This is a genomic window from Streptomyces sp. NRRL S-340 (assembly GCF_000720185.1).
Classification (GTDB): domain Bacteria; phylum Actinomycetota; class Actinomycetes; order Streptomycetales; family Streptomycetaceae; genus Streptomyces.
This window is the reverse complement of the sequence record NZ_JOIY01000065.1, coordinates 1-15479: the sequence shown is the minus strand read 5'-3', so window position 1 is coordinate 15479 and position 15479 is coordinate 1. Positions and strand designations below refer to the sequence as shown.

Annotated in this window: 11 protein-coding genes and 1 pseudogene; 9 read left to right on the top strand and 3 right to left on the bottom strand. The window is 71.4% G+C overall.

The features are described 5' to 3' along the window. Window positions 1-78: 78 nt before the first annotated feature. Both IG64_RS34730 and IG64_RS34725 read left to right on the top strand, forming a co-directional pair. A complete protein-coding gene (locus IG64_RS34730; protein WP_078884388.1) occupies window positions 79-1029 on the top strand; it encodes an alpha/beta hydrolase in 951 nt (316 codons plus the stop codon). Between the two features lie 1213 nt (window positions 1030-2242). Further along, window positions 2243-3454 (top strand): L,D-transpeptidase, encoded by a 1212-nt coding sequence (locus IG64_RS34725; RefSeq protein WP_199811715.1) that lies wholly within the window; start codon window positions 2243-2245, stop codon window positions 3452-3454. Between the two features lie 185 nt (window positions 3455-3639). Here the strand turns inward: IG64_RS34725 and IG64_RS34720 are convergent, their stop codons facing one another. From IG64_RS34720 to IG64_RS42960, 3 genes and pseudogenes are all read right to left on the bottom strand, one after another. Continuing rightward, entirely contained in the window at window positions 3640-4677 is a 1038-nt protein-coding gene (locus IG64_RS34720) for an NAD-dependent epimerase/dehydratase family protein (RefSeq protein WP_051813687.1), read from the bottom strand. Window positions 4678-4847: 170 nt separating this feature from the next. Then, a pseudogene (locus tag IG64_RS43395) lies at window positions 4848-5126 on the bottom strand (IS630 family transposase); the annotation flags it as partial. 209 nt (window positions 5127-5335) lie between these two features. Continuing rightward, window positions 5336-7339 carry a DUF4832 domain-containing protein gene (locus tag IG64_RS42960; RefSeq protein WP_051813685.1) on the bottom strand — a complete coding sequence of 668 codons (2004 nt, stop codon included), beginning with the start codon at window positions 7337-7339 and terminating at the stop codon, window positions 5336-5338. A gap of 150 nt (window positions 7340-7489) precedes the next feature. On the opposite strand from IG64_RS42960, the gene IG64_RS34710 reads away from it, so the two are divergent. From IG64_RS34710 to IG64_RS34680, 7 genes are all read left to right on the top strand, one after another. After that, window positions 7490-8470, top strand: coding sequence for a carbohydrate ABC transporter permease (locus IG64_RS34710; RefSeq protein ID WP_037863823.1), 981 nt, complete (start codon window positions 7490-7492; stop codon window positions 8468-8470). Between the two features lie 15 nt (window positions 8471-8485). Further along, window positions 8486-9388 carry a carbohydrate ABC transporter permease gene (locus IG64_RS34705; protein ID WP_037863820.1) on the top strand — a complete coding sequence of 301 codons (903 nt, stop codon included), beginning with the start codon at window positions 8486-8488 and terminating at the stop codon, window positions 9386-9388. A 37-nt stretch (window positions 9389-9425) separates the two neighbouring features. Next, entirely contained in the window at window positions 9426-10775 is a 1350-nt protein-coding gene (locus IG64_RS34700; RefSeq protein WP_037863817.1) for an ABC transporter substrate-binding protein, read from the top strand. 45 nt (window positions 10776-10820) lie between these two features. Continuing rightward, on the top strand, window positions 10821-12320 hold the full coding sequence (locus IG64_RS34695; RefSeq protein ID WP_037863814.1) for a glycoside hydrolase family 36 protein: 1500 nt from the start codon (window positions 10821-10823) through the stop codon (window positions 12318-12320). 92 nt (window positions 12321-12412) lie between these two features. Continuing rightward, complete coding sequence (locus tag IG64_RS34690; RefSeq protein ID WP_037863811.1) at window positions 12413-13570, top strand: ROK family transcriptional regulator; 1158 nt, start codon at window positions 12413-12415, stop codon at window positions 13568-13570. Window positions 13571-13634: 64 nt separating this feature from the next. After that, window positions 13635-14876: a Gfo/Idh/MocA family protein gene (locus IG64_RS34685; protein WP_037863809.1), complete on the top strand. Its 1242-nt coding sequence runs from the start codon at window positions 13635-13637 to the stop codon at window positions 14874-14876. A gap of 397 nt (window positions 14877-15273) precedes the next feature. Further along, window positions 15274-15479 (top strand): hypothetical protein (locus IG64_RS34680; RefSeq protein WP_037863807.1); only part of this gene is annotated, 206 nt, incomplete at its 3' end.

Below are 15479 nucleotides of genomic sequence, written 5' to 3'. Positions count from 1 at the left end.
GAATACCGGGCCGCCGGCACACCCGCCTCCGAGGAGAGGGCCGGTGTCGCCTCAGCCGGGGAACCGGGCGGCGCCCCAGTGCCGCCGGAGGAACTGCGGGTGCCGGTGCCCGGCGGTGAGCTGGCCGTCCTGCGCTGGCCGGCGGCCGACCCGGGCGCGCCGGTGGTGCTGGCCCTGCACGGCATCACCGCCAACGGCCTGTCCTGGGCCCGGGTCGCCCACCACCTGGCGGGCCGGGCCACCCTGGTCGCGCCCGACCTGCGCGGCCGCGGCGCGAGCGGCACGCTGCCCGGCCCGTACGGCATCGCGGCGCACGCCGACGACATGGCCGCCGTGGCGGACACGCTGGGCCTGGGGCGGGTGGTGCTGACCGGTCACTCCATGGGGGCCTTCGCCGCGGCGCTCACCGCGGTGCGCCACCCGGACCTGCTCTCCGCGCTGCTGCTGGTCGACGGCGGCGTGGGCTTCCCCGTCCCGGAGGGTCTGGACCCCGACGAACTGATCACCTCCGTGATCGGCCCGGCCATGCGGCGGCTGTCGATGACCTTCCCGGACCGGCGGGCCTACCGCGAGTTCTGGCAGGAGCACCCGGCGTTCCGCGCCGCGTGGTCGCCGTGGGTGGACGCGTACATCCAGCGCGACCTGGTGGGGGAGGAGCCCGTACTGCGGTCCTCCTGCCGGATCGAGGCGGTCCGCACCGACGGTGTCGACCAGCTCGGCGGGGCGGTGTCCGGCGCCGTCCACCGGCTCCCCCGCCCGGCCGTGCTGCTGTGGGCCGAACGCGGCCTGATGGACGAGCCGCAGGGCCTCTACGACGAACAGCGCCTCGCCGCCGCGGCCCTGGATCCGGCGCGGGTGCGAACGCGGCTCGTCCCCGGCACCAACCACTACACGATCCTCGTGGGCGACGAGGGCGCACGCGTCGTGGCGCGCCACCTGCTGAGAGGGGCGGGCGTGGGGGACACGGACGCGCCCCCGTCCCGGACCGCGCCGCCACCACCGGCCCCCGGCTCGTCCGCCTCCTCCTGACTCGGACACCGCGGACATCTGGTCTCGCCGGCCACGGCAGGCGGCGGCCGGGCTCGTCGGGGGGAGCAGTGCATGTCACGCCTTTCACGGACGGTCGTCCGGTCGCCGAAGGCGAGTGGCGGCGGCGCGAGCCGGAGGAGCCGAACGGGAAGCAGGCGAGCAGGAACGCGGCCGTGACCAGAGAGGCGGCGAAACCCGCGCCGAGTGTGAGAGCGGCCGAAGCGGGCACGGTAGTCAGCGATCCCGACCCGGACATCGGCCGCAGCGCGTCGCGGAACGCCGTCGCCGCACCGATCGCGACGCATCCGGCGGCGCCGGACATCTCGGCGATACGGCGGGGCCGGGTGCGCTCCGGCCGGGCGATGAATCCCGCGACCGCGTTGCTGATCACGCAGAAGGTGATGTCGGACGTCGCCACGACGATCAGCATGGAGGCGATGAGCAGCGGGTCCGTCCAGCGTTCGCCGACGGCCTGTGCGCCGGTGACGGCCGCCGCGGCCTGCGTGCTCAGCCCGGCGAACACCGTCGACGCCCGGCGGCGCACCCGGTCCGCGGCGTCCGGACCGACCCGGCGCTGCAATGCGGGAATCCGTCCGCAGGCGAAGACGGCGTCGCCGGGCCAAGTCGTGGCGCCAAGGACCGGCCGGACCGCGCCCTCGACGGCCTCGCACGAACGGCACCGCCGTCGCCGTGGTGAGCACGGAGTCGACGACCAGCCCGCTGACCAGCACCGGTGCCCATACCGTCGACGACACGGGAGGCGTCCTGGCGATGACCGCGACCCACTCGAACACGACCGTGATCCCGGTCAGTGCGACCATCGCCCCCGCCGCATGCAGGGGCACCGGACGGGGACGGCGGAATCCTCGGCACGCGTCTGCGCAGGTGCTCGCGGTAAGGGGCGACGAGACCGGCGCGGTGTTCGGCCATGGCAGGCGGAGCACCCGTTCGGGCCGGTCGGTCCGCGCGCAGCGTCTGGCGGTGTCCAGGTCCGACTGCGGTCGGCGGACGCAGGCGAGTGCTTGCGCAGAGTCACAGAGCCGGACCGGCACTTGAAGACGTGCCCTTCGCCACAAATTGGACGTTTCCATATGGATCGACGCCTATGGGTGGTTTCATTGCTGGTTGCTCCCTGTGGGCGACCTGCTCCAGGGAACCAGGACCAGTGGCATGGGAGAAGCGTTTGATCACGGCAGGTAAACGACGTACCGGGATGGTGGCTGCGGCCGGCGCACTGGGCGGCGTAGTCGCCCTCACCGCCCTCGGTGGCACCAGCAGCGCTGCCACCGGCGGAAACGGCACAGGGAACCACCCGGCACCGCAGGCGCCGACGGCCCAGTCCTCCGCCCAGGAGACCTCCGACGCCCGCATAGTGATCACGCCCGGGTCTGGTGTCCACAACGTCGGAATACACAGCCCCGTCAAGGTCACCGTCGGCAACGGCAAGCTCACCAAGGTGACCATGACCGCGGTCGCGGCCGGCACCGAGGTTCCGGGCAGGCTGTCCGCGGACGGCCCGTCCTGGAAGGCCACCGGACCGCTGCAGCGGGCCACCAGGTACCAGGTCGCCGCGGAGGCCAAGGACGCCAAGGGGCGCGCCGTCACCGAGAACGCGACGATCACCACGGTCTCCCCGGCCAACGACTTCCTCGGGCACCTCACCCCCGAGAACGGCTCGACCGTCGGCGTCGGCATGCCGGTGAGCTTCACCTTCGACAAGGCGATCGGCGACAAGGCCGCCGTACAGTCGGAGATCCAGGTCAGCTCCAGCAGCGGCCAGCAGGTCGTCGGTCACTGGTTCAACGGCCACCGCCTGGACTTCCGCCCGAAGAGCTACTGGAAGCCCGGCTCCACCGTCACCGTGCGGATGAACGTCCACGGTGTGCAGAAGACGGTCACGTTGAAGATCGGCCGGAGCCAGGTCAGCACGGTCGACGCCAGGACCAGGCAGATGACCGTCGTACGGGACGGCAAGACGATCAGGACCGTCCCGATCTCGTCCGGCAGCCCCGAGCACCCGACGTACAACGGTCAGATGGTCATCTCCGAGAAGTACCGGCAGATCCACATGAACGCCTCGACCGTCGGTCTCACGAACAAGGACGGCAAGCCGGCGTACGACATCCAGGCCGTGCCGCACGCCATGCGCCTGACCGACTCGGGCACGTTCATCCACGGCAACTACTGGAGCGCCGACTCGGTCTTCGGCAAGGTCAACACCAGCCATGGCTGTGTGGGCCTGAAGGACCTCAGGGGCGGCGGGGACGACACGCTGCCGGCCGCCTGGTTCTTCGACAACTCGATGATCGGCGACGTCGTGATCGTCAAGAACTCCGGTGACACGACCACGCCGGCCCCGGACAACGGCCTCAGCGACTGGAACATGTCGTGGAACGACTGGGTCGCGGGCAGCGCGATCCAGTGACCCCCGCATCGCTGCGCGTGTCCGGCCGGGCACCCCTGCGTCGGGCGGTGGGCCACTGCCGGAAGTCGAGCGGTCCGACGCTGCCCCGGCGTCCGCTCCCGCCGCCATGGTCACGCGCGGCCCGGCCGTGCCCCGGGGCCGAGGCGTGGAGTCCGGCCTGAGCCGCACGCCGGTCCGCGAAGCTCTCACGCAGCCGCAGACCGGGAGGGCCGGTCGAGATCCGGCCCTGCGTCGGGGCGGCTCAGGGCGTCGAGCAACTCGCGCTCGCGCTGCGCGCTGAGTCCTGCGCGCCTTTCCCGGTCCAGGCCCTGCCCGCGCTCCCAGCGCAGTGTGTCGGCCAGCATCTCAGCCCGGGGCCGGTGACGCAGCCCCGCGGCGCGCGCCGAGGACCCGTCCCGGGCCGACCACCCTTCCCAGCCCGGTTCGACCAGCCACATCGCCAGCGATTCGGGTCCCATGTACTGGGCCACGCCGTTGGCGAGCAGCCACGCCGATTCGGCGGTGACCACCGGACCGGTGTGCCCGCCGCAGGCGCGGGACAACTCGACCCACTCTTCGAACGGAACGACCGGGCCGACAGCGTTGTATGTGCCGGTGGTCCCCCTCTCCGCGGCGTCGAGCAGCCAGGAGGTGAGGTCCCGCACGTCGACCACCTGGGTGGGTATGGCCGGGGTGTCCGGGACCAGCATCGGCCCTCGCGGATCACGTGCCGCGCGGGCGACCCAGTAGCCCGAGCGCCCGCTGTGATCGCCCGGGCCGCCGATGAGCCCGGCTCGTGCGATGAGGAGACGGTCGCCCACAGCGGCCGTCGACGCCTGCTCGCAGGCGACCTTCGCCTCGCCGTACAACTCGCGGTCGGCCTCGTTCCGGTCGGTCGGGGAGAGCAGGGCCGCGGACTCGTCCGCCCCCAGCGCGGCGTGGGAGGCGTAGGCGTTGCCGGAGGAGACGTACACCCAGTGCCCGGCTTTGCTGCCCAGCACGTCGAGCGCTCCGCGGACGAAGCCCGGCTGCCATGACACCTCGACGACCGCGTCCCATACCCGGTCGAGCAGGGGCTCGTACGCCGACGGGTCGCGCCGGTCGGCGGCTACCAGTGTCGCTCCGTCGGCGACTTCCCCGCTTTCACCGCGCGCGAGGCAGGTCACCCCGTGACCGCGTTCGATCGCCTGCCGCGACAGCTCCCGAGCCACCCATGCCGTTCCGCCCAGAACCAGGATCTCCATACCGGCACCCAAGCACCGGGATCACCGCCCGGCCAGGTGGATTCGCTGACAGCAGATGCTCAGCCGTCGATCGGTCTCAGCCCTCGGTCAATGGCGTCGACCCGCCAAGGCGTCCGAACACACGGTAAGAGGCGGCACTTGGAGTATGAGAGGGCGTTCGCTGACTTCCGCTCACGCATGGCAGGGGAGACGTGAGTGTTCAGCCGGTCCCGGACCAGCCCGACCGGATCCCTGACGAGCTGGTGGACGGCGTCGACGGGCGCGATGAAGTTCCGCTCGCCCGTGCTGCGGCGTGCGCTGCCGCCCGCTCGGCGGGTGCGCGACCGATGGCACAGCCGGGTGCGCGGGCCCGGCCGTACCGCGATCGGTCCGGCCACCGGCAGGCGCCCCGGGCGGCGTCCGCTGAAGGTCACGGCCGGGGTGCGCCCTCGCCGGCCCCGGGTCCGCCCCTGGGGCGTCCTTCGGCGGGCTGCTTGTCGGCCGGTCCGGCGACGGCGGAGCACCGAACCGCCGCCGTCACGCGCGCAGACGATGTGCTTGTGGGCAAGCGACGGCCGAGGCCGGTCGTGCCGCAGTTCGCGATGGACGACGGCGCCTGACCCTCCATGACTCGTCACGGCGGTGGGCGAGTTCGTGGGAAGGGACGCCGCCGCGCCGGTCAGCTCACCGTGATCCGGTCGATGTCGGGTGCCCAGCCGGAGGCGTTGGCGAGGGTGAGTGTGTTGTCCGTGCCGCTGTCCAGGTCGAGGGCGAGGGTGACGGTGCCCGGTGTGGTCCAGTCGGCGGTGGGGCTGAAGGGGACGGTCCGAGCGGTGCCGTCGCCGACTCGTACGGTGGCCGAGCGGGCCTCCGCCGTCGCGTAGTGCAGGGTCACCTGCCGGGTGCCGCCGGTGCCGCCGTCGATGTTCCGGAAGGTGAGGGCCGCGCCGTTGCCGAGGTAGCCGACCTTGGCGCCGCCGGAGCAGCCCGCACAGCCGGCGACCACGGCGGTGCCCGTGAGGGTGTTGCCGGCGGCCTCGGCCTCGTAGGAGGCGGTGCCGGTGCCGCCGCCACCGACGGTCATGGCGCCCAGGTCGAGCCAGCCGTCGGCGTTCTGCCCGGCGTCGGCGAACCGCAGCTTCTTGGCCTTGGAGCTGATGCCTTCCAGCGGGTTCCTGGCCTTCATGACGAGCCGGTAGCCGCCGGCGGTGACCCCGGTGAGGTCGATGTCGGCGTCGAAGTACTGGCCGTAGCCGTAGTCGAGGTAGGTGGGGTCGGAGCCCACGCCCCAGTCGGGGAAGGCGCGGATCTTCTTCGGCATGACCGTGCGCAGGTCCCAGGGGGTGTCCCAGGTCTTGACGACTGTGCCTGACGAGTCCTTGAGGCCGAGGCTGACCTTCCAGGGGTAGTAGAAGGGGGCCACGCCGTCATTGCCGATGCGGACGCCGACGGTGGTGGTGCCCTGTGCGGTGTCGTGGAAGTAGGCACGGTCGACGGTGAGGTCGTAGCCCATCAGCCGGACCGCCTCGCCCACCTTGGGGTCGGTGGGGGAGTAGGCGGCGCTGCCCTCGTTCATCTTCCAGGTGGTGTGCTCCAGTTCGATGCACGCCTTCATGTTGTCGACGTCAGCGGAGCCGGTGGGCCAGTTGCTGAACGCCCTGGGCTGGATTTCGGGGCGGACCTCACCGCCCATGGATGCGGTGGTCCAGCGGTTCTCCACCCCGCGTTCGACGGCTCGCTGGAGCTGCGAGTACGAGGCGCCGCCCATCGACCCGGGCAGGGTGACACCGGCGAGCGGGCTGCCCTCGCGGAAGCAGAAGGAGTCGTCGTGGAAGCCGACGGACGGCAGGCCGGCAGCGGCGCCGCCTGCCGAGTCCGGGTACCGGACCTCCAGCTCGGTGCGGGGGAAGGCGTCGGTGTAGGCCCGTATGATCTCGGCGCCGTGGGCGTCGGTGGGCATGTAGTTCGGGTAGGAGTCCGCGCTGGTGTCGGTGTCGTAGGGCCAGGTGTGCCACTCGCCCCAGAGTCCGATCAGGCCCATGTGGATGAAGCCGATGCGCGGGTCGCCGTCGTAGCGGGCGCCGAACGCGGCGATGAAGTCCTTCAGTCCGTCGAGGAGATACGCGTTGTCGTAGTCGGGGCTGATGGTGCCCCACTGGGTGTTGGCGCGGTAGTCGACGTGTTCGTCGAAGCAGTGCGGGATGGCGTCGGAGGGGTGGTTGCCCGGGTCGCCGGGATACTCCAGGTAGAAGCGCAACGCGGTCTGGTTGCCGTAGGAGGCGCTCTCGTCGAGGGCGCGGTCCAGGACGCTCCAGTCATAACTGCGGCAGTTTGAAGGGTCGGTCATGACCTCGGACAGACCGAAGTAGCTCCAGGTCAGTGCGTGCGGGTAGCCGGTGTTCTGGTCACCGCCGGGCTGGTAGAAGCGGGCGAATCCCTTGAGCGGGTTGTCCAGGGGCGCGTCGGCGCGGGCGAGGGCGTGGACCGGGAGGGAGGGGTCCGGGACCGGGCCGGGCGCCGGGCGGGCGGGCGCGCCCTGGGCGGCGGCGGCCGCGGCCACGGTGGCTGTCCCGGCCGTGTCGGAGGCCTCGGCGGTGAACGGCAGGACGGCGAGGGACAGGGCGACCGCGGACGAACAGAGCGCGGCCAGCAGCGATCTGCTACGTGGTGCGAAGGTGCGCATGGTGACGGCCTCCGGAGACGGAAGGGGAATGTCGTCCCAGTGTCGCTTCGTTATGCGGCAGCATTGACAAAGTTTCACTGTTGCTCATCAATATGTGTCCACGGTGCCCCACTGGCAAGAGGTGCGGCGCAGATCCCTTCGGAGGGAACCATGGGCGCGGAGACCGCAGTTGCGCCACCGCACGAGAGCCACGGACCGCCACCGCACGGGAACGCCGGACCGTCGTCGGGCGGGGCACCCCGGGCGCCGGGCCGCAGCAGCCGCCCCCGCGACGACCGGAAGGCGGCGTGGCTGTTCCTGGTCCCCGTACTGGTGGGATTCGCGCTGTTCTACGCGTATCCGACGCTGCGCGGCGTCTACTACTCGCTCACCGACTACAGCCTGATCGCCGCACCGGACTTCGTCGGCGCGGACAACTACGGCGAGCTGATCGGTGACGAGCAGTTCTGGAACGCCCTGAAGGTCACCGCCTACTACGTGGTGCTCAACATCGGGTCGCAGACCGTGCTGGCACTGCTCCTGGCGACGCTCATGCACCGGCTGACCCGGTCGGTCGCGCTGCGCGCGATGCTGCTGGTGCCGTGGCTGGTGCCGAACGTCACCGTCGGCCTGCTGTGGATGTGGCTGCTCGACGCCAACCTGGGCCTGGTCAACCACGTCCTCGGCGCGCTCGGCCTGAGCACCAACGGCTTCTTCACCTCGCCGGACTGGGCGATGCCGACCGTCGCCGGCGTCAACACGTGGGCGTACACCGGCTACACGGCACTGCTGCTGTACGCCGGAATGCTCCAGGTCCCGCAGTACCTGTACGAGAGTGCCTCACTGGACGGCGCCGGGGAGTGGCGCATGTTCACCAAGGTCACCCTTCCGCTGCTGCGGCCGGTGCTGTCGCTCGTGCTGGTGGTGTCGCTCATCGGGTCCTTCCAGATCTTCGACACGATCGCGGTGACCACCAAGGGCGGCCCGGTCGGCGCCACGCAGGTCATCTACTTCTACATCTACGAACAGGCCTTCACCTACTTCCACATGGGCTACGCCTCCGCCGTCGCCGTGGTACTCGCGCTGATCCTGGGCCTGCTGACCGCCGTACAGATGCGCCTGCTGCGGGCCTCCCGCTCGGACCTGGCCTGAGGAGAGGCACACCCCATGAGCCGTACTCGTACCCCCACCCGCAAGAAGCTCTCGCCGGGCCGGGCCGTCGCGTGGGCGGTGCTCGTCCTCGCCCTGTTCCTGACCGTCTTCCCGTTCTACTGGATGGTCCGCACCGCCCTCACCCCGGCGGCCGACCTCTACACCGACTCCGCCGGGCTCGTCCCCGACCACCCGACGATGATCAACTTCCTGCGGGTACTGGGGCGCACCGGTCAGAAGGAGGCCATGGCCGCCGGAGGGTCGGGCGCCCGGGTGGACTTCCTGCGCTACCTGCTCAACTCCGTCGTCTACAGCGGGCTGATCGCGGTGCTGCAGACGCTGTTCTGCGCGATGGCCGGGTACACCTTCGCCCGGCTGCGCTTCCCCGGCCGGGACCTGGTGTTCGGGATGCTGATCGCCGCGCTGATGGTGCCGCCGATCTTCACCGTGCTGCCCAACTTCGTGCTGGTGAAGGACCTGGGCTGGCTGAACACCTTCGTCGGCATGGTCGCGCCGAGCGTGCTGATGACCCCGTTCGCGGTCTTCTTCCTGCGGCAGTTCTTCCTGTCCGTGCCCCGTGAGGTGGAGGAGGCGGCCGTCCTGGACGGGGTGGGACCCTGGGGGCTGTTCTGGCGCGTGGTGATGCCCATGACCCGCGGGCCGCTGCTCACCATCGGGCTCACCACCACGGTGTGGGCCTGGAAGGACTACCTGTGGCCGCTGCTGTCCGGCCGCGAGGAGCAGACCCGGGTGCTCACCGTCGCCCTCGGCATCTTCCAGCAGCAGTCGCCCAACGCCCAGCCGGACTGGACCGGTCTGATGGCCGGCTCCGCCCTGTCGGTGCTGCCCGTCCTGGTGCTGCTGATGCTGCTCGGCCGCCGGCTGGTCGAGTCCCTCAACTTCACCGGCATGAAGTGACTGCCGCCCACCCCGCGTCCCGGAAAGGCCCCCTTCGATGAGCCCCAGACACTCACGCGTCGGCGCGGCCCTGCTGTGCCTGACCGCCACCGCCACCCTCGTCTCCTGCGCCGGCTCCGGCACCGCGGCCGACGGGCGGACGACCCTGGACTACTGGCTGTGGGACGACCTCCAGCTGCCCGCCTACCAGGAGTGCGCGAACGCCTTCCAGCGGGCCAATCCCGGCATCACCGTGAAGATCACGCAGACCGCGTGGTCCCAGTACTGGCAGAACCTGACCACCGAACTGGTCTCCGGTGAGGCCCCCGACGTGTGGACCGACCAGAGCACCTACTATCCGACGTACGCCGCCGGCAAACAGCTCCTCGACCTCCAGCCCTACGTCGAACGGGACAAGGTCGACCTGTCCGCCTACCAGCCGGGCCTCACCGACATCTGGGTGAAGGACGGCAAGCGCTACGGCCTGCCGAAGGACTGGGACACCATGGCCATCGTCTACAACACCGACCTGCTCAAGAAGCAGGGCGTGGACACCGGCCGCCTCAACTCCCTGACCTGGAACCCCGGCGACGGCGGCACCCTGGAGCAGACCATCGCCCGGGCCACCGTCGACACCCACGGCCGCAACGGCCTCGACCCCGACTTCGACAAGAACCACGTGAAGACCTACGGCTTCCTGACCGAGTGGGCCGACGGCTCCCAGGGGCAGAACGGGTGGGGCCTGCTCGCCGCCTCCAACGGCTTCACCTACCTCGACAAGAACCCGTGGGGCACCCACTACCGGTACGACGCCCCCGAACTCGCCGAGACCATCGCCTGGTTCAAGAGACTCATCGGCAAAGGGTACGCACCCCGCCTGGACCAGAAGTCGAGCCTCGCCAACTCCGAACTGCTCATCGCCGGAAAGGGCGCGATGACGGTGGCGGGCTCCTTCACCGTCTCCACCTACCTCGCCCCCCGGCTGAAGGGGAAGTTCGCCTACGCCCCGCTGCCGACCGGACCGGAAGGCCGCAAGACTTCCATCAACGGCCTGTCCGACGCCGTCTGGGCCGGGTCGAAGCACAAGGAAGAGGCATGGAAGTGGGTGAAGTTCCTGGCCTCCGCCGACTGCCAGGACATCGTCGCCGAGCACGGCGTCGTCTTCCCCGCGATCAGGAGCTCCAGCCGGAAGGCGCTCGCCGGACACGAGGCCCGGGGCGAGGACGTGCACGTCTTCACCGACGCCGCCACGGCGAAGAACGGCACCTTCCTGCTGCCCGTCACCGAACGCGGCACCGAGATCGGCCCCCTCGTGCAGGACGCCATCCAGTCGGCGATCCTCGGCCGGAGCAGCCCCGAGGCCGCGCTGAGATCGGCCAACGAGAAGGTCAACCGCCTGCTCGGATAGCCGCCTTCGGCGCTGCCCGCCCCCACCCTCACACCAAGGAGATCCATGGCCCAGCTGCTGGAACTCGACGGGCGCACCCTCGCCGCCGAGCTCGAAGGCGGCGCACCGCCCCAGACCGTCGACGGAGGTCTGCTGCTGCCGCCCGGACGCGCCGCCGTCCTGCACGGCCTCGGCGACGCGCTGTTCTACCGGCACGGACACAACTCGTGGAGTCCGTGTGGCTGGCGCCGGCTCTCCGAGGCACCCTTGCGCATCGAGAGCGCCGAGCGCCGGCTGACCGCCGACGACACCGTGTGGGACGACCCCGCCCGCCACCACTCCTCCGCCGTCGCCGCCCTCCAGGGGGCCGACGGACGGGTACTCCTGCTGGGCGCGCTCGGCCCGGACGTCCCGCGCCTGACCGCCGACCGGGACATCCTCGTCGGCTGGTACGAGCGCGACGGGGCGCCCTGGTTCCTCGCCCACGGCGACGAGCAGGAGGTGTTCGCCGCCTACGCCCGGCACCTCGGGGAGCGGCTGGGACGCAGCCGCAAGCGCGCGGGCAACGTGTGGTGCAGCTGGTACGCGTACTACGAGAACATCACCGAGGAGCAGCTCACCAAGGACATCGCCGCCCTGCGCGGCCTGCCCTTCGACGTCGTCCAGATCGACGACGGCTGGGAGCGCGCGGTGGGCGACTGGGAGGCCAACGACAAGTTCCCCTCCGGCATGCGGGCGCTGGCCGACCGGATCAGGGACGCCGGGCTGCGGCCCGGCCTGTGGATCGCCCCGTTCATCGTGCTGCCCGGCTCCCGCACCGCGCGGGAGCGGCCCGAACTGCTGCTGCGCGACGCTGCCGGCGAGCCGGTGGTGGCCGGCCACAACTGGGGCACCGGCTACTTCGCCCTCGACCTCACCCTGCCCGCCGCGCAGCACCATCTGCGGGAGACGGTCCACCGGGTCAGCCGGGAATGGGGGTACACCTATCTCAAGCTCGACTTCGCCGGCGCCGGCGCCGCACCCGGCGTCCGGTCCCTGGACACCGGGCGCGAAGCGGCCTACCGGACCGGCCTGCAGATCATCCGGGAGACGACGGGACCGGACACCTACCTGCTCGGCAGCGGCGCCCCGCTGCTGCCCTCCCTGGGACTGGTCGACGGCATCCGCAGCGGCCCGGACGTCGCCCCCCTGTGGGAGCACTACGCCACCCGGGACCCCTCGGACGCCCTCGCCCGCAACGCCGTCGTCAACACCCTGCACCGGCTGTGGCAGTCGACGCTGCTGGAGGTCGACCCGGACGTCGTGTACTTCCGCAGCCGTCTCAACCTGCTGACCGATCAGCAGCAGGGCCTGCTGCGGGACCTGGCAGACATCTGCGGGTTCCGGGCCGTGTCCGACCCGCCGGGGTGGCTGCGCCCCGACGAACTGGAAGCGATGACGGCCTACTTGACCACCCGTCCCGAGGTCCGCAGACTCGGCCGCTACCGGTTCGCGCTCGACGGACGGGAAGTGGACTTCACCGCGGCCGTGACGCCGGAGTCGGAGCAGCGGTATCCGATCGCGTGACGCCGGACGCGGACACGGTGACCGCCGCCTATTAGTAAACTGCTCAGCATTATCCGGCGATGGTCACGGCAACACCTCCAGGGAGCACCAGCATGGCGACGACCGGAACGGACATGTCCCGGATGCGCGAGATGAACCAGCTGTCGATCGTGAGCGCGCTGCGCGGCAACCCGCCCTCGACGGTCACCGAACTGGCCGGCCGGGCCGGACTGTCCCGCCCCGCCGTGGACGTCCTGGTACAGGGCCTGGTCGCCGACGGGTGGGCGGAGGTCGAGGAGCCGAAAGCCAGCAGCGTGGTGGGGCGGCCGGCCCGCCGATACCGGTTCCGCGCCACCGCGGGGCACGTGCTCGGCATCGACATCGGCGTGCACAAGATCCTCGTCGTCCTGAGCGACCTGGAGGGCCACCTGGTGCGGACCGTGCGCAGCCCTGCCGACCCCGGGGCGGCGCCCGAGGCCCGGCTGGCCGCGGTCGACCGCGTCATCGACGAGGTGCTGCACGGCGCGGGAATGGCCCCCGCCGACATCTGGGCGGTGACCGTCGGCGTGACCGGTCCGGTCGACGGCAGCGGCAGGACCTCGCTGTCCAGCCCGTTGCCCGGCTGGAGCGAGGCCGACCCGGCCGCCCACCTCGCGGCCCGGTTCTCCTGCCCCGTGCAGGTGGAGAACGACTGCAAGCTGGCAGCCGTCGCCGAACGCTGGACGGGCGTCGCGCAGGACGCCGACGACATCGTCTACCTCCTCGCCGGTCTGCGCACCGGCGCCGGCCTCATCCTGGACGGCACCCTGCGCCGCGGTCACGGCGGCGCCGCGGGAGAGATCGGCGCCCTCAAGGCCGTACGGTGGCTCAGCGCGCCGGACCACCTCCAGTCCTGCCCCGGGGTACCGGCGACGGCCGCGCCGGGCGACGCGGCGGCCTGGGTCTTCCAGGCGGCCCGGGACGGCGACCGGAACGCGCGCACGGCCGTCCGGCGCTACACCCGCGACCTCGCGGTCGGCGTCGCCGCCCTCGTACTCGCCCTGGATCCCCAGGTCGTCGTGTACGGCGGCGGGTTCTCCCGGTCCGCCGACGTCGTTCTCGGCCCGCTGCACCGCGAACTCACCAAGCACTGTCTGCGGCTGCCGGAGCTGCGCGCCTCCACCCTCGGGGACGAGAGCGTGGCACTGGGGGCGGTGCGGCTGGCCCTGGACGAGGTCGACAGGCGGCTGCTGAGCGACGCACTGGCCGCGCCGACCGCGCCGCGCAGGTAGAAGTGGGGCCAGGGCGCGCCGGCGCCGGTACGTGCCACGTGAACACAAACGAAGGGACAACCCAGTGAGCATCCGTGACCAGACAGCGACTCCCGAGCTGCGCGTCGGCGTGATCGGCGTCGGCCAGCGCGCGGACATGGCCACGCTGGTGAACCGTTCGGACACCGCCCGGATCGTGTCCTGCGCCGATCCGGACCCCAAGGGCCAGGAGGACGCCAGGCGCCTGTTCGGCACCCAGGTCGCGGTGCACGACCGGTACGAGCGGATGCTCGACGACGAACTGGACGCCGTGTTCGTCCTCACCCCCGACCACCTGCACACCCGGCCCGCACTGTTCTTCCTCGCCGCGGGCGTGGCGGTGTTCGTGGAGAAGCCGCTGACCATCACCGTCGCCGACTGCGACGCGCTGCTTCAGGCCGCGTTCCGCTCCCGCACCCGGCTCTACGTGGGACACAACCTGCGCCACCTGCCGATGCTACGGCGGATGCGCGACCTGATCGACGACGGCGCGATCGGCCGGGTCCGCGCGGTGTGGTGCCGTCACTTCGTGGGCCACGGCGGGGACTTCTACTTCAAGGACTGGCACGCGCAGCGCGCCAACACCACCGGTCTGCTGCTGCAGAAGGGCGCCCACGACCTCGACGCCATCCACTGGCTCGCCGGGGGCTACTCCCGCAACGTCGTCGCCCAGGGCGCCCTGGCCGTCTACGGCGACAACCCGCGCCGCGCCACGCACGAGACCGTACCGCCCGGTCAGCGCATGCCCGACTGGTTCGACCCGGACATCTGGCCGCCGTCCGCCCTGCGCGACCTCAACCCCGTAGTCGACGTCGAGGACATCAGCATGATGCTGGCCCGGCTGGACAACGGCGTGCTCGCCAGCTACCAGCAGTGCCATTTCACGCCCGACTACTGGCGCAACTACACGGTCATCGGGGACGAGGGCCGCCTGGAGAACTTCGGCGACGGCATCGACGGCGACCCCGCGCGGGTCGACGTGTGGAACCGGCGCCGCTCCGGCTACCGCGACGACGCCGACCTCTCCGTCCCGGTCGTGGCGCCGGCCGAGGACACGCACGGCGGCGCGGACCGGGCGCTCGTCGAGGAGTTCCTGCGCTTCGCCGCCGCCGGAGGCCCCACGGAGACCTCGCCCGTGGCCGCCCGCGAGGCGGTCGCCGCCGCGGTCGCCGCGACGACCTCGCTGCGCTCCGACGGCACACCGGTCGACGTCCCCGCACTCGACCCGGCGCTCGTCCGCTATTTCGATGAGCACCAGCCCACCGGGGAGTCGGCAGGGACAGTCTGAACCGCCGGCGCAGGACACACCGCTCAGAGCTGCGAACAAAAGTGGGTTCCGGTCAGCGGGCGGTGTCCGGTGCGTGCGATCGCAAGGCGTCGCAAGGTCCTTGTGGCGGAGCTGCCAGGGAAGGCGGCAACCCCCGCCGCGGCAGCACCCGCAGCATCACCGCCTGCGACAACCGCGGCGCCGGCGCCCGCTCGGCGGCTTCTACAAGAGCCAGCGTGGCGTGTGTCCTGGGCGGCGACGCCGACTACGTCCACATCAAGTAGACCCGGCACCGCACCTGCGCCTGCCACACTGACCCCACGCACCACATGGCCGGCAGGCGCCGTACTGACGACGGGGGTTCTCCATGCCGCGCTCGACCTGGCCCCATCTTCAGGGCCGTGCCCGCCCTTTGAAGATGAAGGAGTGGGGCGACCTGACCGTCATGGACCCCGACACCGGTGGCCCCCAGCCGCGCGGCCACGGACTCCTGACCGCGGGGAAGGACTGGCTGCACATCGACGCCGGCAGCACCCTGGAGAACCCCGTCGTCACCCTCTACGCCGGAACCGATCCCGGGGCGGAGAGCGGCTGGGACGAGGTCGAGGAGACCACCGTCATCTC